Source organism: Streptomyces sp. NPDC047880, assembly GCF_040706515.1.
Lineage (GTDB): Bacteria > Actinomycetota > Actinomycetes > Streptomycetales > Streptomycetaceae > Streptomyces.
Map to the genome: position 1 here is coordinate 98977 of NZ_JBEZOK010000017.1, position 17474 is coordinate 116450.

Genomic DNA, 17474 nt, shown 5'->3' on the forward strand with positions numbered 1-17474 from the left:
TCCAACGTGGACAGGAGCCGACCACCGGCTTGGGGATGGGCCGACGGCACGGGCGGGGGCCGGGAAGATGCACAGCGCCGTGAACGGCGTCCGTATTCCCTCCGCGGCTGTCACCTCTTAGGTCATCGCGTTCTTCCCGCGAGCGTTACGCCCAATCTGCGTGGCCCGAGTCACACCCCGTAAGCGAACAAAAACGGTCAGACGCGGACGTAGGTGGTCATATTCAGCGCGGCCGTCCGCCCGATGGGACATCGGCCCCTTCGCGCCGTCGGACCCCGCAGGATCACCAGGATCCCACGGGGTCCGACGGGAGGCGGATCACCGGTCAGGCGCTGCCACAGGAGGGGGGTGGCACGCCCGGCCGCGCCGCCCGCGGAACGCGGTCAGTGCTCGCGCGGGGCGGGCACGACCCGTTCCACCTCGGGGTGGACCGTGAGGAGTTGCCGCATGGCCGCCTCGGCCGCCGCCCCGTCGCCGGCAGCGAGGGCGTCGCAGATGCGGCCGTGGTGCGCCAGGGCCGTCTCGTTCGGCCGGTCACAGCCCGTCACCGGACCGCCCGACACCTGGAGTGCCGCGGAAACGATCCCGGACAGGTGCTCCAGCATGCGGTTGCCCGCGACCTGGATGAGCAGCGAGTGGAACTCGGAGTCGGCACGGGAGAACGTGAGCGCGTCACCCTGAGCCATCGCGTGCCCCATGATCTCGACCATGTCCGTCAGGCGCTGCTGCACGTCCTCGCGCCCGTGCCCGGCGGCGAGGCGGGCCGCCAGTGGCTCGATCGTCCATCGCAGCTCGCTCAGCTCACGGCGCTGGTCGTCGCGCTGAGGCCCGAAGGCCCGCCACTCGATGATGTCCGGGTCGAGGAGGTTCCAGTCGCTGACGGGGCGCACACGCGTGCCGACGTTCGGGCGGGCGCTCACCAGGCCCTTGGCCTCCAGGACGCGGAGCGACTCGCGGACGACGGTGCGGGAGACCTCGAATCGCTGACCGATCTCCTCGGGCACCAGCGGGCGGTCGGCCCCCAGGTCGCCGGAGACGATCATCTGCCCCAGCTGTTGAACGAGCTGGCCGTGCAGCCCGCGCCCGCGGCTTCCCGCGGCGCGGCGGCCCACGCGGCCCAGCTCGGACTCCCCGCCGTCCCAGGCAGGAATCCCGACACGGTCGACGGCGGGCGCCTCGGCGTACGGGTAGCGGTCGAGTTCGCCCGGGTTCGCGAGGCCGGAGTCAGCGGAGCGGGCGGCGGTCATCATGGTGTGCGCAAGGGTACTCACGCATCCTTTGTCGGCGCCGTCTCCAACTCCCTTGAGGTCTTTGGTGAAAAGCACACGAAAGGGTGATCGCTCACCCCGTCGCAATTGACGCCTTATCGGAAAGAAATGTGCGTTCTGCGGGGAGTTGTGGGCACGGCCGGACCAAGGGTTACGGACAGTCGTCACCGGAGTCTGCTGCGCAGGGCGGTGAGCAGATACGCGCACAGCAGCGCGGCCAGCGACAACGTCAGCGCGCCGCCCACAGGTTGGGAAATCAGCTTGAGAGCGGCCTCCAGGTAGCGCTCTCCTCCGAAGGGCCACCGCGGCAGGAGAGTCTCGCGCAGCCGCACGGGGAGGCCGGCAGCGGTTCGCACGGACGGGCCGTTCACGAGCTTGTGCACGACCGGTACGACGAGGATGGGGACGGCGGCCACTGCGGCGAGCCCGGCCGAGGTGGACCGGAAGACACCTGCGGCGAGCACGCCGGCCCAGGCGCAGCCGACCACGAGCCCGATCCAACTCGCACTCAAAGGGAGCCAGTCGACGGGAACCTGAGCGAGCTCCCGTCCGTAGACGAGATAGAGCACCTCGGCGTCGCAGCCGACGGTGAGGAGGGCCAGCAAGAGCGCGGTGGTCGAGGAGACGAGCAGCTTGGCGGCCAGCAGTCCCAGCCGGCGGGGCACGGTGCCGCGGTCCGCGGCCAGGGCGGGGTGGCGGAACTCGTCGCCGAAGGCGAGCGCGCCGAGCAGACCCGCGCCGAGTGCCGCGGGAGGCAGCGGCAGCTCCTGCGGCCAGGCGGCCAGCAGACGCGGTTGCGGAGTGTGCCCGATCCGGGCGAGCACGACGGCGGTCACGGCGGACACGGCGAGCACGACTGCGCCGGTGAGGAATCCGGTGCCGATTCCGGTGGCACGGCGGATCTCGTAACGGAGGGGGCGGAGCGGGCTGGGGGCGGAGCGGACGGAGATGGGGGGCGGCAGAGCAGGCAGCTCGTCGAGCGTGTGAGCCGTACCGGCCCCGGTCGGGTGCGGCGCCGTCGGCAAAAGTGTTCCCGTTCCTGCCGACGAACCACCGCTTGTTCCATTGGCCGGAGAGGCGTTTGGGCACTCGCGCGGCTCGAGGTCGGGCAGTTGCGGTTGCCCGAAGGAAAGTGAAGGCCCGATCGTGACTGGCTCTTCTGCGTCCGAGACGGATCTAGGCTCGGACGCGGTGTGCGGCTCGGGCGAGATGACCGCACGCACCTCGGAGCAGGGCGAAGGCTCAGGTGACTGCGCCGGTACGTCCGCGTCCGCAGAGGACGCCGGTTCAGACCCGGGACGGGGCGCGGCCGCGGGGGCCGTGGAGTCCATGCGATGAGCGTGACCCTCCGCACCCGGCCCCATGTCACCGATCTCGTCCGCGAGTTGATGAACGACGATGCCGTTGCGAAAGGCGATCTCACCGATGTCCGCGCAGGTACCGCCGTACACCGAAAGGCGGTTGCCGCCCTCTCGGACGACTTCGACGGAGCGCTGGGAGGTACGGGCCTGCTTGGCCAGGAGAACCGCCAGACGGGCCGCGTGCGGACTGCGTACCGCGACCCGGGGGCGCAGGCGGGTGCGTGCGAACTCCGCGGCATCCTGGTCGGCCACGAGCCTGCCCTGCTCCAGTGTGACGACGTGGTCGGCGGTGCGGGCGGCCCCCTTGGGGTCGGACGTGGTGAACAGGACCGTGCCGCCCTGGTCGGCGTGGGCGCGCAACATGCCGTGCAGCCAGGTGCTCTCGCGAGTGGAGAGCCCGTCGTCCGGGTCGTCGAGGACGAGGGTGTGCGGGTCGGCCAAGAGGACACAGGCGACACCCAGGCGCCGGTCCATGCCGCGGGAGAGGGTGCCGAGACGTTCCTCGCGCAGGCTCACGAGCCCGACCGCCTCGAGGACTTCGTCGGCACGACGAATCGGGACCCCCGCGGCTGCGCACAGCATGCGCAGATGACCTCTGACCGTGCGTGCGGGATGCCCGGGCACATCGCCCAGCAGCGCGCCGACCTCACGCGAGGGATGAGCGATGCGGTGCAGCGGACGCCCCCGGAAGTGAGTGATGCCGCGGCCCTGTTGAAGTTCGAGCATCAGTCTGAGAACCGTGGTCTTGCCCGCGCCCTGCGCTCCGAGCAGCGCGGTGATGCGCCCCGCCCGTGCCTCGAACGAGACGTCGTCGGCTGCGGGCGGAAGCTCTTTGCGGGGCTTGCTGGTCAATCCGAAGGCCTGGATCACCCACAGCAAGATAGCGCGCTATGTCCGATTTACTAGGCATCCCAGGTCGTTACCGAGGTGCACCTCGGGAATGGCCCGGCGCCCGTGACCGGACTGCGGGCGGGTCGAGTTCCTCCCTACGGCGCCGGCCGCACCCCGGCCGGTCACTCACACTTCGGGGCGCAGCATCGGGGGGTTGAGCAGGGTCGCGCCACCGGCACGGAAGAGCTGGGCGGGACGTCCCCCCTGGCGGGTTGTCGTCCCACCGGTGGGCACGAGGAAACCCGGCGTGCCCGTGACCTTGCGGTGGAAGTTGCGCGGGTCGAGCGCTACGCCCCACACCGCCTCATAGACACGGCGCAGCTCCCCGACGGTGAACTCGGGCGGGCAGAAGGCGGTGGCCAGGGACGAGTACTCGATCTTGGAACGGGCGCGCTCCACTCCGTCCGCCAGGATCTGGGCGTGATCGAAGGCGAGCGGCGCGACCGGCTCGGCATCACGCCCGTAACCGCCCTGCTGCAGCAGCTCCTCGACCGGGGCCCAGCGCGCGTTGCTGGCGTCTCCTCCTGCCCTGGGCGCGGGCAGGTCGGGGGCGAGCGCAAGGTGGGCGACGCTCACGACCCGCATCCTGGGGTCCCGCTTGGGATCCCCGTAGGTGGCGAGCTGCTCCAGGTGTGCGCCGTTGTCCTGGGCCGGGGCGGACGGATCGTGGACCCGCAGCCCTGTCTCCTCGGCCAACTCGCGTGCCGCAGCCTGTGCCAGGTCTTCGTCCGCCCGTACGAAACCGCCGGGCAGCGCCCAGCGCCCCTGGAACGGCGGTTCGCCCCTGCGTACCGCCAGCGCACACAGGGCATGGCGGCGCACGGTCAGCACGACCAGGTCCACGGTGACGGCGAAGGGCGGAAACGCTGACGGGTCGTAGGGCATGCGGCGATCATAGTCGTCTGCCTGACGATAAACACTCCCTTCACCGGTCCGTCCGCCTAGTGATCCACTTCGGTCCGGTTACGGACTCCGCTGCCTGCCAAACGGTCCCGAAACGGCATGTCGCTGCACGTCACACGCCCAGTTGCAATCCTTCGGCCGCCTCCTCGACCATGGCGAGGCCCAGTCGGCCGACCCGTACGGAGAACGGGGCACCCGCCACACGCAGTCCCATGAGGCCGATCTCCCCGAGGGGCGCGCTGCGGACGGGGCGCAGGGTGACCGTCCCGGCCGGCACATCGGGACGGATGCCGGCGAGGGTGGTCAGCAACAGGACTCCCGCAGCCGCCGCTGTGGCCGCGGGACGACAGGCTGCCGGATGCGGGAGCGGAGCACTTCCTTCCGTGCGCTGCTCCCCCGCGTACATCTCGGGCAGCCGGTGGGCGAAGGTCTCGGCCGCCGCGAGCACCCCGTGCAGCAGAGAGCCGGCTTCCTTCTCATGACCCGCGGCGGCCAGTCCGGCGACGGCCAGGGCCGTCTCCTGGGTCCGTACGGCTCCCGCGCGGTGGCCGAACGGGTTGAATCCCGTCTCCTTCGCACTCAGTCCGCGCAGGCCCCACCCCGAGTCCATGGCCGGGCTGCCGAGCAGCCGGGCGAGGTGCTCGGTCCGCACCTTGTCGAGCAGGCCGGGCGCCGACTCGCCCCCACCCAGCAGGCCCGTGTCGAGGAGGTGCACGGCAGCCGCTCCGAGGTGCGGCACCGGACTGCCGTCCGGCGCATATGCTGCCGCGGGCCAGCCGCCCCCACGGTCCTCGACCCAGAAGTGCGTGCGGAATGCGGTCCGTAAGGTCTGCGCCCACTCCCGAAGGGCCGCTCCCCCTTCCCTGCCACAGGCTTCGAGCAGGTCGGCTCCCAGCAGCGCGGCACGGTGGGCGTGGGCCTGCGTCTCGCAGCGGACGGGTCCGCCCGGGTCCGGGTCATGCAGGTAGGTCCCGTCGTCCACGGTGGTGCGCAACCAGGCCAGGCAGCGCTCGGCGGTGGGCAGCAGCTCTTCCGTCTCCTGGTCGGGGAGCCCCCAACGGCGTGCCTCGGCGAGCAGGACGGGGAAGAGCAGCGTGGCCTCCGTGCCGGTGCACTGTGGCGGCAGGTGCGGCCCGGCGTCTCGTCTGGGGCCGGGAATCATTCCGAACTGCCTTCCCGGACCGGGGAGTTGGGTCCGGGCGAGGGTCCGCAGCGTTCCCGCGGCAAGGCCGGTGCCCAGCGGCAGCGCCATCCGGGCGGCGACGAGCGCGTCGGCGGGAGCCAGGCCGCAGCGCCAGGGCGCCCCGGCCGCGAGGTGGGTGTCGGCGGGGTTCGCGGAGTCACGCAGGAGGAGGGCCTGGAGGTCCTCGATGCTCGTCCGCAGCAGGGCAGAGACTCTCGGGTCGTCGCCCTCCGCACGCGCGGCGGCCAGCGGACTGGTCGCCGTGTGTCCCACGGCTCGGAGCGGGCCCGCCCCCGCCGGCCGCACCCGCAGTTCGACGGTTCTGCTGCCACCGGGCGGCAGATCGAGCTCCCATCGCAGCAGCCCGGCTGAGGCCAGGGAGTCCGAGGGGGGCGGTTCGGCCGTGACTGAGGCGTTGCCGGTGGAGCAGGACCAGCGCAGGCCGGAGCCGTGAACGCTTGCGGGGAGTTCGGGTCCCGCGTTGCCGGAGGCGATCGCCCCGAGGTCGGCCAGGTCTGTGCCCAAGACGATCTCGACCGGCAGCTTCAGGGGGCGGGGAGCCGCGCTGTGCAGGGTGATCCGCTCAGTACCGTCGGCGAATCGGTTGCGCTCCACGATCACGTCAGGGTCCGGGCCCGTCTGCGGTGACGTGCGGAGTGTGCCCACGAACCGGGCGCGGTCGGCCTGGGCCATGCGGGCTTGAACCGCGAGGGGTTCTCGCCCGGCGACGCGGATCTCGCACCGGGAGAGCACGCGACGCCCGGCCCGGTAGAAGCCCTCCAGCCCGCGTCCGGTCAGCTGCCCCTCCTCGGTCGAGATGACGAGGCCGGGGAGGGCAACACAGATCATCGCGGTGTGGACGGATGGAAGGCCGGCGGACCAGCGAAGTCCGGGGATCGTGGCGCCCCGGGGCGGGGGTACGGACGAGTGGCCCCTGGATGACGGTGCCCGACTCTGAGCGAAGAACGGTGAGGGCGGGCCACACCCCGGACCCGTACCGGAGCGGCGGCTCTGAGCCGGCCCTCGGGGAGACGGCAGGCCTGAGCTCGACGACGAGGGCGGGCGCGAGCCGGTGCCGATGGGAGCGGTGGGGGACGCAGACGGGTACGGTGTGCTGCCGGGGAACCTCGGCCCGAAGCCGTCGAGACGCGCCACCGGCTGGGCAGGCACACCCTGGCCCCCTACCCCGGGCGGGCCGACCCCCGGCCCGAGGGGTACCGGTGGCCCACCCTGTGGGCGGCGGTCGTCGGCGGCAGGCGGAGTCGGCTGTTGCATGAAAAGGCTTCCTCTGCGCTCGGTGCGCCAAGATCGGACTCTGCCCTGGTGCCGGAGGGCTCCGACGAGGCAGGGGCAGTGCGGCCGCACGGCCCGGCCGGCCGTTCCGCCACTCAGGTGAACGCTGCGAGCGGCCTCCGGGTCACGCCCGCGCCCCGGGCTTGTGCACCTCGGGGCCGCCCGGCCGGGCTCACTCCTCACGGCTTGCGCGCCGACCGGGCTGCACGCCGCCATCGCCCCTGTCCCTGCAGGGGGTGGCTGTCTTCTTCGACGTCCGCGAACGCGAGCCGCCGGTTCGACCGCTGCCCGGCCGCGCGGTACCGGCCGATGACGCACGGTCCGGGCGCAGGCCGGTTTCGGGAGCGCCCGTAGGGCTTGTGGGGCCCGCGGGGCGGGTGCTGCCGGCAGGGCGGGTGGTGCCCGCAGGGCCACGGGAGCGACGGCGACGACGGGGCGACGCGGCCGCCGCCGGTGGCGAGGCTTTGCTGTGTGTCTCTGCCTCAGGCACCAGCGCTGCCGATGAGGAAGCATGTCCGCCCCCCGGCTGCTCAGTGCGAAGGCACCTGCGGATCGTCTCCGGGTCGAGGCCCTCATTGCAGGCCTGGTGCAGGAGGCGGGCGAAGAGATAGTCGGGGTCGGCTCCCAGGGCCATGGCGAGGGCTTCTCGGGCTTCCAGTTCGTCACCGGTGGACCAGGCGACCCAGCCGGCGAGGGTGAGCGGCGCCGCGGCATGTTCACCGTAGGGCCCGACGCAGCGGCGGGCCAGGGTCCGCCAGAGGCGAAGGGCTCGTCCGGCTTCCTCACCCTCCATCCATGCGGCCGCGCGGTCGCGGGTCGCGCGGTCCTGCAGTCCGAGGATCAACCGGGCGGCCTCGTCGTACCCGAGCAGTTCGTCGTCGCGGAGATCCGCCAGGAGCGCGCCGCAGACCGGCTGGGCCTCGGCGAAGCGGTCCAGGACCCTTCCGGCCAGTTCCATCGTCTCGTCGGCCACGGCGGCGCGGCCTGTGTCGTCCAGGATCTTCGGCACCAGCGCCATGCTGGCAGTGTCCAGGGCGGCCTCCTGTTCGAGGGCAGCGGCGTTCTCCCAGGGGAGCAGGCGGGCCCTGAGCTCCCGCAGCGTGCCGCGTACCTGAATACCGGCGTAGGTGGCCGCCGCCGCCAGCACGGAGGTTCCGGGCAGGCCCATAGGGGCTCCCTCGGGGGAGCAACAGGCCTGGTTGTCGCAGCAGTACGACCAGTAGCGGCCCTCCGAGATGCACAGGGCCTCGACGACCACCACGTCCAGGGAACCGCACTCGACGCGCAGCCTCTGGGCCAGGGGCCTCAGCCGCTCCATCACCTGCCGGCCGGTCTGTCCCTTTTCCGGTTCCTGGCACAGGAAGGCGACCATCGATTCCGGCCGGGCCCCTCGGCGTTCGCTGCCCGTCACGAGGCCGTGGGCCAGTTGCCGGGCTGCTGAGGGCCAGTCGTCCGCGCTCGCCGGGATGCCGAGCCGGGCCCGGCCCCCGAAGCGCCCGCGTCCGTCGCTTTCGTGGAGCGCGACCAGGACGATGCTGTCCTCGGGGCGGTATCCGAGCAGGTACGGCAGGGCGTCGGCCAGCTCGGCCGGCGTGCGCAGGGTGACCTGGTGCGCGCCGCCGTGGCTGTCGTACGGCGGGCCGGAGGTGTGCAGCCCGGAGGCGTCGCTCCCCTTGTTCTCCTGTTCACCGGGCTTGTGCCCGCTCTGCGCCTCGGACCCTGTGATGTCGCCGTTCTCAGAGGATCCGGTCGTTTCGCTGTGGTTCGTCATGCGAAGACGATCTCGCGGAACGCGAACGTCCGCTTGAGCCTGTGGATAAGTTCGGTCAGGAACACGTCACCCACGGCCAGTGCGTCCAAAGATACCGGCGGGCGGCTCCGGATGTCAGTGGCGTCCTGTTGTATGGAACGCATGGAGCACACGAGCAACGCGGAACTCCGGGCGGCCGCCGACGCGGTCCTCACCCGACTCGTCGGGGACATCTCGGGAGAGGCACGGCTGCGCGAGGACCAGTGGCTGGCGATCGAGGCGCTGGTCGCCGACAGACGCCGTGCCCTTGTCGTCCAGCGCACGGGCTGGGGCAAGTCGGCGGTGTACTTCGTGGCGACCTCGCTGCTGCGGGCGCGTGGCAGCGGCCCCACCGTGATCGTGTCCCCGCTGCTCGCGCTCATGCGGAACCAGGTCGAGGCCGCGGCTCGGGCCGGCATCCATGCCCGCACCATCAACTCCTCCAACACCGAGGAGTGGGAGGCCGTCCAGGACGAGATCGCCGCGGGCGACGTCGACGTCCTGCTGGTCAGTCCTGAACGACTCAACAACCCGGACTTCCGGGATCAGGTACTCCCCCGGCTCGCGGCCGCCACCGGGCTCCTGGTCGTGGACGAGGCCCATTGCATCTCCGACTGGGGCCACGACTTCCGACCTGACTACCGCAGGCTGCGCACCATGCTCGCCGATCTCCCACCCGGTGTGCCGGTGCTCGCCACCACCGCCACGGCCAACGCGCGCGTGACCGCCGACGTCGCGGAGCAGCTCGGCACCGGCGGCAGCTCGGACGCCCTCGTGCTCCGGGGACCGCTGGACCGGGACAGCCTGAGCCTGAGCGTGCTGCGCCTGCCCGACGCCGCCCACCGGATGGCCTGGCTCGCCGAACACCTCGACGAACTGCCGGGGTCCGGAATCATCTACACCCTCACCGTGGCCGCCGCCGAAGAGGTCACCGCCTTCCTCCGGCAGCGCGGCCACACGGTCTCGTCGTACACGGGCAAGACCGAGAACGCCGACCGCCAGCAGGCCGAAGAGGATCTGCTCGGCAACAAGGTGAAAGCGCTGGTCGCCACCTCGGCGCTCGGCATGGGCTTCGACAAGCCCGACCTGGGATTCGTGGTGCACCTGGGATCGCCCTCCTCCCCCATCGCCTACTACCAGCAGGTGGGCCGCGCCGGACGCGGTGTGGAGCATGCCGAGGTGCTCCTGCTCCCGGGCAAGGAGGACGAGGCGATCTGGAAGTACTTCGCGTCGCTCGCCTTTCCCCCGGAAGAGCTGGTGCGCCGCACGCTCGACCTGCTCGCACACGCGGAGAAGCCGTTGTCGCTGCCCGCCCTGGAGCCGCTGGTGGAGCTGCGTCGCTCCCGCCTCGAGACCATGCTCAAGGTGCTCGATGTGGACGGGGCGGTCAAGCGGGTCAAGGGCGGCTGGATCGCAACCGGTCAGCCGTGGGCGTACGACGCCGAGCGGTACGCGTGGGTGGCGCGGCAGCGCGAGACCGAGCAGCAGGCCATGCGCGCCTATGCGTCGACGACGGACTGTCGCATGGAGTTCCTGCAGCGCCAGCTGGACGACGAGGCGGCCAAGCCGTGCGGCCGCTGTGACAACTGCGCCGGCCCGCGCTTCACGGCCGACATGTCCGAGGAGGCGCTCGACGCCGCACGCGTGGACCTGGGCCGGGCAGGCGTCGAGGTGGAGCCCAGGCGCATGTGGCCCACCGGGCTCCCGGCGATCGGAGTGGATCTCAAGGGACGCATTCCCGTGGGCGAACAGGCCGCGTCAGGCCGCGCGTTGGGACGCCTGTCGGACATCGGGTGGGGCAACCGGCTACGGCCCATGTTCGCACCCCAGGCGCCCGATCTCCCCGTCCCGGACGACGTGGCCAGGGCGGTGGTGGACGTACTGGCCGACTGGGCCAAGGGCCCCGACGGCTGGGCAGCAGGCGCACCTGAAGGCCGGTTGCGCCCGGCCGGCATCGTCACCGTCGCCTCCCGCACGCGGCCTCAGCTGATCGACTCCCTGGCGGCGCACATCGCCGAGGTCGGCCGGCTGCCGCTGCTGGGCGCCGTCGAGTACACCAGCGATGCCCACCCGGGTTCCCGGAGCAACAGCGCGCAGCGGCTGAAGGCGCTCGACGGAGCGCTGACCGTGCCGCCCGCCCTGGCGTCCGCTCTCACCGGCGCCCAGGGCCCGGTCCTCCTGGTGGACGACTACACGGAGACCGGCTGGACCCTGGCCGTAGCGGCCCGCATGCTCCGACGCTCCGGCGCGCAGGGGGTGTTGCCACTGGTGCTGGCCGTGCAAGGCTGACGGCGGACCGGGCTCGGGGCGGTTGCCCGGCACACCCTGGACGCGGCACCCGCCCGAGACGTACGCACGTGCCGTGCTCGAACGCCCCGTGGGTGGTCCGGTGACACACGCCGTGGGGATATTAGCCGCGCATCATCTGATAACGGTCGGCTGCCTCAATTGCTCGTTGCCGCATTCAAGTTCGACAGGAAGAATTGAGGCCCGCTCCCGCACGGCTCGTCCGCCGCTCCGGTAGGGCTTTGCCGCGGTGCGCGCTCCCAGAATCCGACCCCGCCCGCAGTGTGGGCGCGTAGCCGAAGGGAGGACCGTGACCTTCGGATTCGCTCCGGCCTCGGCAGCGGCGTCGACGTCCGTCGCTGCCGCCAACCGCCTGCTCGAACCCGCGGAATGGGCCGCCGCCGGGATCCCACTCCTGCGCAATCCCCGCGAGATCGTCAGCGGACTGCACTCTCGCCACCACCCGCAGCCGGCGACCGCTGTGGTCGCCGTGCTCGACCCGGACGAGCGGCTGCGGGCGAGCGCGTCGTTCGTGCGCCGTTCGGCCCCGGCGGACGGCTGGATGTTCCGCAACGCGCTGCTCGCGCAACTGCGCCGGGTGATCCCGCACGACCTGCGCCGCCGGACGCCGGTACGCACCGCCGTACTCCTCTACTGCCGTGAGGGCGACGCGCGTTGGACGGAGGAGGACGGCGCGTGGATGTGGGGGCTGCGCGACGCGTGTACCTTGCACGGGCTGCGCTGCGGGGCGTACATCACGCTGACCCGTGACGGCTGGCAGGTTCTCGGCGAGGGCCGCGGCGGACGCCGCCCCCACTCGGCCTCGGCGCCGGAGCCGTTCGCCACGTCGGAGGCACCGCCCCCGATGCCGCGCACCGGCGGCGCCTCCGAGGTCCTGCGCCGCGCGGCGGCGGCACGCTGAGTCCCGGACAGGCCGCTCGGCACGGCCCCGGGACCGTCTCCTTGACGCACGGCATCACAGGGGCCGGAAGGAACTAGCTCCCCAAGCGCTGCTCCGCCCGAGCCGTAAGCACAGCGGTCCGCCGCAGCGGCAAAGAGCGCCCTCGGGCCGGGCGAGGCCGTCACCCATGCGCGGCCTCTCGCCCGCCGCGCATGGGGGGACGCCCGCCGTCCAGCACCGCCGCAGCGGCGCTCGGAGTCACCCCCCCGGCGCTCTGGCGGGCGCCACGGCATCGGCTCAGACGCCCGCGCCCAGCACCGAGTTGATCCGCTGCGGGTCGCCGCACACGATCAGCAGGGCGCCGGCCCGGGAGTGGGCCAGGGACAGGGCACTCACGGCCGCGGTCTCGGGACCACCGTTGACGGCGACCACGACAACCGGACGGGACGCGGCACGGGCCGCGATGGTGGCGTCCGTGTAGAAGACGTCGTCGGCGGCGTCGTGCTGGGCCCAGTAGGAAGTTTCACCGAAGGACAGCTCGTGGGCGGCCCACGGGTGCTGCTCCCCGGTAGTGAGCACCAGGATGTCGCCGGGAGCACGACCGGAGTCCAGCAGCATGTCCACGGCCTCCTCGGCGGCGTCGAGCGCCCCTTCGGCGGAAGCCGGGATCAGCTGGATCTGCGGGGTGACCGGAGCGGCGGCACCGGTGGCAGGGCCCGACGGAGCGGGCTTGGCGGCCACATCGCGCGGCGTACGTTGCACCGGCGGCGCCGGCCGGAGAGGGCCGGGGCGACCGGGACGCGACGGGGCCGCGGGACGGGGGCCGGGTACGGGACGGGGGGTCGGCGCGGTACGGCCACTGGCCGGAGTGGCGCGGGGACCCTGGGCACTCTCGTGAATCTGAGGCTCCTCGGGAATGAGAGGCATGAGTTGATATTTATCAAACGCTAGTACGGCCCGCGTCGGCGGGTGGCGCGTGTGCGCGAACGAAACCGTCAGAAATCGAAGCCGAGCTGCCCCTCGATCTCCGGAACACTTCCGTCCGCCCAACTGCGGACCTTCTTGAGGTGCCGCCACTGGGGCAACGCATCAAGATACGCCCACGACAACCGGTGGTAGGGGGTGGGGCCCCGCTCCGCCAGTGCGGCCTTGTGCACAGGTGATGGATACCCGGCGTTGTCCGCAAAACCGAAGTCTGCATGGTCGATACCCAGTTCGGCCATCATTTTGTCGCGCTGAACTTTGGCGATCACCGAGGCCGCCGCGACCGCCACGCAGGACTGGTCACCCTTGATCACCGTACGGACCCGCCAGGGCGTACCGAGGTAGTCGTGCTTGCCGTCGAGGATGACCGCGTCGGGACGTACCGGCAGTGCGTCCAGCGCACGCACCGCCGCGAGCCGCAGTGCGGCCGTCATACCCAGGGCGTCTATCTCCTCCGGTGAGGCGTGCCCCAGGGCGTACGACGTCACCCAGCTCCGCAATTCCTCTGCGAGGGCCGTGCGTCGCTTGATGGTGAGCAGCTTGGAATCCGTGAGCCCCTCGGGCGGACGGCGCAGCCCGGTGATCGCCGCGCAGACGGTGACGGGACCGGCCCACGCGCCGCGCCCCACCTCGTCGACACCTGCAACGATCTTCGCTCCGGTCGTGGCTCGAAGGGAGCGCTCGACGGTGTGAGTAGGCGGTTCGTACGGCATGGCGCACCTAGATTACGCCGCCCTGAAGCGTCGGCGACACCCCGGTCCGCCGCAGCGGGCACACCTCCCTGACGAGCCCCCGCCGGGCACCTGCCGACACGGGCGGGCCGCATAGTCCACCAGCAGACCTGCGGGCCGTTCGACGGGAGCCCCGGGCGCCGCCCGAGGGGCGCCTGGCGCGCCGTTCGAGGGGATCGCGCTGACCGTTCGGCGGGAGCCTCAGCCCTCACGTCCCCGGCGTCAGGAACCGTGTGGCCGCAGCAGCGGAACCATCAACTGGTCGATCATCTCCTCGACTTCGCGATCCTGCCATTCACAGCCGCACATCTTGGAGCGGTACATCATCATGGCCGGTATGGCGTCGTAGACATAACCGTTCGCAGCTTCCGGGCGCACCTCACCGCGCTTGACACCTCGGTCGACAACCTCCCGCAACATCTTCATCGTGGGTTCCACAACCCCCGCGAAGATCACGGCATGGAAGCGTTCGGCCTGCGCTGTGTCGCACTCGTGAATCACCGAGCGAAGCGCGGAACCCGGGCGGGAGAACATCGCGTCGCGGGCTCGGAGGCAGAGCGCCAAGAGGTCGTCCCGCACGCTTCCTTCATCCGGGGCGGCGTCGAACTCCGGCAGTCCGGCACGCAAGGCGTCGGCGACGAGATCCTCCTTGGACGGCCAACGCCGGTAGACCGCGGCCTTGCCGGTCTGGGCGCCGGCAGCTACGCCCTCCATCGTCAGACCGTTCCAGCCGACGGTGCTGAGTTGGTCGAGGGCGGCTTCGAGGATCGCGCGTTCGAGTACCGCGCCTCGGCGACGGGCGGCCGTCCGAGCGGGAGCATCCGCCCAGCTGGGGGTAACCATCTGACTCTCTCCAACGAGCAGAGGAAGCGGGCATTTCGGGGATGGGAGACGCGCCGGACGGCCACAAGGGGGACGTACCGAACGACGACGTCACAAGTGAACGCTTGCGTTCACTGTCGGGGGCTCACTACCGTAGACGCGACAGTGAACGCCAGCGTTCACTAACGCACTCGTGGGGGACCCATAGTGACCACCTCTCCATTGCTTCAAGATCACAAGCCAGGCGCAGCACGCCGGGAGGGACGCCCCGGCATCGCGCTCACCGTCATCGCGGCCTGCCAACTCATGGTGGTACTCGACGCGACGATTGTGAACATCGCACTCCCGCACATTCAAGAAGCGCTCAAGTTCAGCACCACCGACCTCACCTGGGTCGTCAGCTCCTACACGCTCACCTTCGGCGGCCTGCTGCTTCTCGGCGGCCGCGCAGGAGACATCCTCGGACGGCGCCGGGTCTTCATGACCGGCATCCTGTTGTTCACCTTCGCCTCGCTGCTCGGCGGGCTGGCCCAGGAGCCCTGGCAGTTGCTGGCCGCCCGGGTCCTGCAGGGCGTGGGAGGCGCGATCGCCTCGCCCACCTCGCTGGCGCTCATCACCACCACGTTCCCCGAGGGGCCGGAGCGCAACCGGGCCTTCGGGGTCTTCGCCGCGGTCTCCGCCGGCGGCGGTGCCATCGGCCTGCTCGCGGGCGGCATGCTCACCGAGTGGCTCGACTGGCGCTGGGTGCTCTTCGTGAACGTGCCGATCGGCGTGCTGATAGCCGTGCTCACCCCGCTGTACATCAGTGAGTCCGAGCGGCACACCGGCCGCTTCGACATCGCGGGTGCGGTGACCTCGACCGCGGGCATGGCATCGCTCGTGTACGGCTTCATCCGCGCTGCGGACGAGGGGTGGCGGGACAGCCTCACCATCGGGTCCTTCGCTGCCGCCGTGGTGCTGCTGCTGGCTTTCGGGATCATCGAGTCCCGGGCCAAGGAGCCGATCACCCCGCTGCGGATGTTCGCCGACCGCAACCGCTCGGGCACCTATGTGATCATGCTGAGCCTGGCCGCGGCGATGTTCGGCATGTTCTTCTACATCGTGCTGTTCGTGCAGAACGTGCTCGGCTACAGCCCCATCGAGGCAGGGCTCGCCTTCCTGCCCGTGACGGTCGTGATCGCACTCGGCGCCGGTCTGTCGCAGCGGTTTCTGCCCGTTCTGGGCCCCAAGCCCTTCATGCTCGTGGGTTCCGCGCTCGCCATGACCGGATTGGCCTGGCAGGCGCTCATCAGCTCCGACAGCTCGTACGTCGGCGGGATCCTCGGCCCGATGCTGGTGTTCGGCTTCGGCATGGGGCTGAACTTCGTGACGCTCACCCTCACCGCCGTCTCCGGGGTCGCCCCGCACGAGGCAGGCGCGGCATCCGGGCTGCTCAACACGACGCAGCAGGTGGGCGGGTCGCTCGGTCTCTCGATCCTGACGACGGTCTTCGGCACGGCGACCAAGGACGAGGCGGAGAAGCAGCTTCCGAAGTTCATGGCCGACGGATCCGCGGAGCAGAAGGCCGAGTTCGCCAGGACACAGCAGTTGCCCGCCCCGTGGGGACACGAAGTGCTGGCCCAGGGAATCTCGACGGCCTTCATACCTGCCGCCTCGATGGCCCTCCTCGCGCTGGCGACGGCCTGGCTGGTGATCCGGGTTCGCAAGAGCGATCTGGAGGCACTGTCCGGCTCGGCCGGCCCGGGGCTCGGCTGACCTCCGGGCGCCACGAACCGGCCTCGACGGCACGTCGGCGGGCACAGCAAAGGCCCGCCGGCGGCCGTCGCGCCGGTCCACGACCGCTTGCGGACGGCCGTGCCACGTGGGGGGAACGAGAGGTCTCACGCGGAGAACGAGGGGCGTGGTGAACAACGGCCCCGGCCTCGCGTCTCCCACAGGGGACACGCCAGCGAGCCACCAGCGGATGAGAACCGCGAACAGAACCTCCATGGCACCCCCTCCACGCTCACACGGACGTCCGGCGCGTGCGCACCTCGAGAGATCGCACGACGGATGCCAGGACAACGAGCGGATGGTTACGGAGAGTTCCCCATGCGTACGGAGAGTTTCGACGGGCGAATCTGGGGCTTCAGACAGATGTGCGGGATCCAGGGCTTCAGGCAGATGTGGGGACCCAGCCGGGAAGGGGCTCCGTCCGCTCGACCCAGTCCGCCGGCGGGGTCCCCGCCTTCCCTGCGGCGATCACGCCCCCGACGATGGCGCATGTGGTGTCGACGTCCCCGCCCACCTGGGCTGTCGTCCAGAACGCCTGCTCGTAGTCACCGAGGCTCCTGGCGGCCGCCCAGAGGGCGAAGGGCACGGTGTCGTGAGCGGTCGTACGCCGCCCGCACCCCAGCACCGCCGCGACCGTGCCCGGGTCGCCGTAGTCGAGCATGTCCCGGGCTCGGCGCAGTCCCGCGCCCACGGCGCTCTTCGGCACCAGGTCGATGACCCCGTCGAGGAGTGCTTCGGCACTGGGCGGTCCGTCGGGAGCTCCGGCGAACGCGGCCGCCGCGGCGACGGCCATGGCTCCGACGACCGCCTCACGGTGCTGATGAGTGGTGTAGGCCGAGATCTCCGCCTGATGCGTCGCCTGCTCCGGGTCGCCGGCGTACCAGGCGCCCAGCGGAGCGATCCGCATCGCCGCGCCGTTGCCCCAGGACCCCTGTCCGTTGAAGAGCGCGGCGGCGAGCTCCCGCCAGTCGCCACCCTCCCGGACGAGACGCAAGAGGCGATTGACAGCGGGACCGTAGCCCCGGTCGAAGTCGTGGTGCTCGGCGAAGGAGAGGGCCAGGGCGTCCTGGTCGATGCGGTGGTGGGCGGCCAGGACGGCGACGACCGAGCCGGCCATCTCCGTGTCGTCCGTCCACTGCCAGAGCCCGGACGGCACCTCGCGGCGCTTCAGCAACGGATAGTTGACGGGCACGAAGTACTGGGAGCCCAGAGCGTCCCCGACGGACAGTCCGCGCAGACAGGCCAGGGTGCGCTCCAGGCGCGCGTCGGGGGAGGAATCAGCGGTCATC

The 17474-nt window shown here is 71.3% G+C and carries 12 protein-coding genes; 3 read left to right on the forward strand and 9 right to left on the reverse strand.

The window, feature by feature from the left end; all coding sequences use genetic code 11:
• Window positions 1-383: 383 nt before the first annotated feature.
• The 5 genes from AB0937_RS24530 to AB0937_RS24550 all read right to left on the reverse strand — a co-directional run bounded on the left by AB0937_RS24530 (window position 384) and on the right by AB0937_RS24550 (window position 8670).
• On the reverse strand, window positions 384-1271 hold the full coding sequence (locus tag AB0937_RS24530) for an FCD domain-containing protein (protein ID WP_366714321.1): 888 nt from the start codon (window positions 1269-1271) through the stop codon (window positions 384-386).
• Window positions 1272-1432: 161 nt separating this feature from the next.
• Window positions 1433-3499 (reverse strand): ATP-binding cassette domain-containing protein, encoded by a 2067-nt coding sequence (locus tag AB0937_RS24535; protein WP_366714322.1) that lies wholly within the window; start codon window positions 3497-3499, stop codon window positions 1433-1435.
• A 147-nt stretch (window positions 3500-3646) separates the two neighbouring features.
• Window positions 3647-4405, reverse strand: a complete 759-nt coding sequence (locus AB0937_RS24540; protein ID WP_366714323.1) for an NUDIX hydrolase — start codon at window positions 4403-4405, stop codon at window positions 3647-3649.
• Between the two features lie 130 nt (window positions 4406-4535).
• Entirely contained in the window at window positions 4536-6455 is a 1920-nt protein-coding gene (locus AB0937_RS24545) for a glycogen debranching N-terminal domain-containing protein (protein WP_366714324.1), read from the reverse strand.
• A gap of 616 nt (window positions 6456-7071) precedes the next feature.
• A complete protein-coding gene (locus AB0937_RS24550; RefSeq protein WP_366714325.1) occupies window positions 7072-8670 on the reverse strand; it encodes a DUF4192 domain-containing protein in 1599 nt (532 codons plus the stop codon).
• A 141-nt stretch (window positions 8671-8811) separates the two neighbouring features.
• Between AB0937_RS24550 and AB0937_RS24555 the strand changes: the two genes are divergently transcribed.
• Both AB0937_RS24555 and AB0937_RS24560 read left to right on the forward strand, forming a co-directional pair.
• Window positions 8812-10977, forward strand: coding sequence for a RecQ family ATP-dependent DNA helicase (locus AB0937_RS24555; RefSeq protein WP_366714326.1), 2166 nt, complete (start codon window positions 8812-8814; stop codon window positions 10975-10977).
• A gap of 307 nt (window positions 10978-11284) precedes the next feature.
• A complete protein-coding gene (locus tag AB0937_RS24560; protein WP_366714327.1) occupies window positions 11285-11896 on the forward strand; it encodes a hypothetical protein in 612 nt (203 codons plus the stop codon).
• Window positions 11897-12172: 276 nt separating this feature from the next.
• Here the strand turns inward: AB0937_RS24560 and AB0937_RS24565 are convergent, their stop codons facing one another.
• The 3 genes from AB0937_RS24565 to AB0937_RS24575 all read right to left on the reverse strand — a co-directional run bounded on the left by AB0937_RS24565 (window position 12173) and on the right by AB0937_RS24575 (window position 14433).
• Window positions 12173-12802: a hypothetical protein gene (locus tag AB0937_RS24565; protein ID WP_366714328.1), complete on the reverse strand. Its 630-nt coding sequence runs from the start codon at window positions 12800-12802 to the stop codon at window positions 12173-12175.
• A 68-nt stretch (window positions 12803-12870) separates the two neighbouring features.
• Entirely contained in the window at window positions 12871-13572 is a 702-nt protein-coding gene (locus tag AB0937_RS24570; RefSeq protein WP_366714329.1) for a ribonuclease HII, read from the reverse strand.
• A 240-nt stretch (window positions 13573-13812) separates the two neighbouring features.
• Complete coding sequence (locus AB0937_RS24575) at window positions 13813-14433, reverse strand: TetR/AcrR family transcriptional regulator (protein WP_366714330.1); 621 nt, start codon at window positions 14431-14433, stop codon at window positions 13813-13815.
• Window positions 14434-14619: 186 nt separating this feature from the next.
• On the opposite strand from AB0937_RS24575, the gene AB0937_RS24580 reads away from it, so the two are divergent.
• Window positions 14620-16167 carry an MFS transporter gene (locus AB0937_RS24580; protein WP_366714331.1) on the forward strand — a complete coding sequence of 516 codons (1548 nt, stop codon included), beginning with the start codon at window positions 14620-14622 and terminating at the stop codon, window positions 16165-16167.
• A 400-nt stretch (window positions 16168-16567) separates the two neighbouring features.
• Here the strand turns inward: AB0937_RS24580 and AB0937_RS24585 are convergent, their stop codons facing one another.
• Window positions 16568-17473 carry an ADP-ribosylglycohydrolase family protein gene (locus AB0937_RS24585; RefSeq protein WP_366714332.1) on the reverse strand — a complete coding sequence of 302 codons (906 nt, stop codon included), beginning with the start codon at window positions 17471-17473 and terminating at the stop codon, window positions 16568-16570.
• Between the last annotated feature and the right edge of the window lies 1 nt (window position 17474).

Bases quoted from the DNA above. Each gene is read 5' to 3' on its own strand.
- AB0937_RS24540 (WP_366714323.1), bottom strand. From the start codon at position 4,405: ATGCCCTACGACCCGTCAGCGTTTCCGCCCTTCGCCGTCACCGTGGAC.
- AB0937_RS24545 (WP_366714324.1), bottom strand. From the start codon at position 6,455: ATGATCTGTGTTGCCCTCCCCGGCCTCGTCATCTCGACCGAGGAGGGG.
- AB0937_RS24550 (WP_366714325.1), bottom strand. From the start codon at position 8,670: ATGACGAACCACAGCGAAACGACCGGATCCTCTGAGAACGGCGACATC.
- AB0937_RS24555 (WP_366714326.1), top strand. From the start codon at position 8,812: ATGGAGCACACGAGCAACGCGGAACTCCGGGCGGCCGCCGACGCGGTC.
- AB0937_RS24565 (WP_366714328.1), bottom strand. From the start codon at position 12,802: ATGCCTCTCATTCCCGAGGAGCCTCAGATTCACGAGAGTGCCCAGGGT.
- AB0937_RS24570 (WP_366714329.1), bottom strand. From the start codon at position 13,572: ATGCCGTACGAACCGCCTACTCACACCGTCGAGCGCTCCCTTCGAGCC.
- AB0937_RS24575 (WP_366714330.1), bottom strand. From the start codon at position 14,433: ATGGTTACCCCCAGCTGGGCGGATGCTCCCGCTCGGACGGCCGCCCGT.
- AB0937_RS24585 (WP_366714332.1), bottom strand. From the start codon at position 17,473: ATGACCGCTGATTCCTCCCCCGACGCGCGCCTGGAGCGCACCCTGGCC.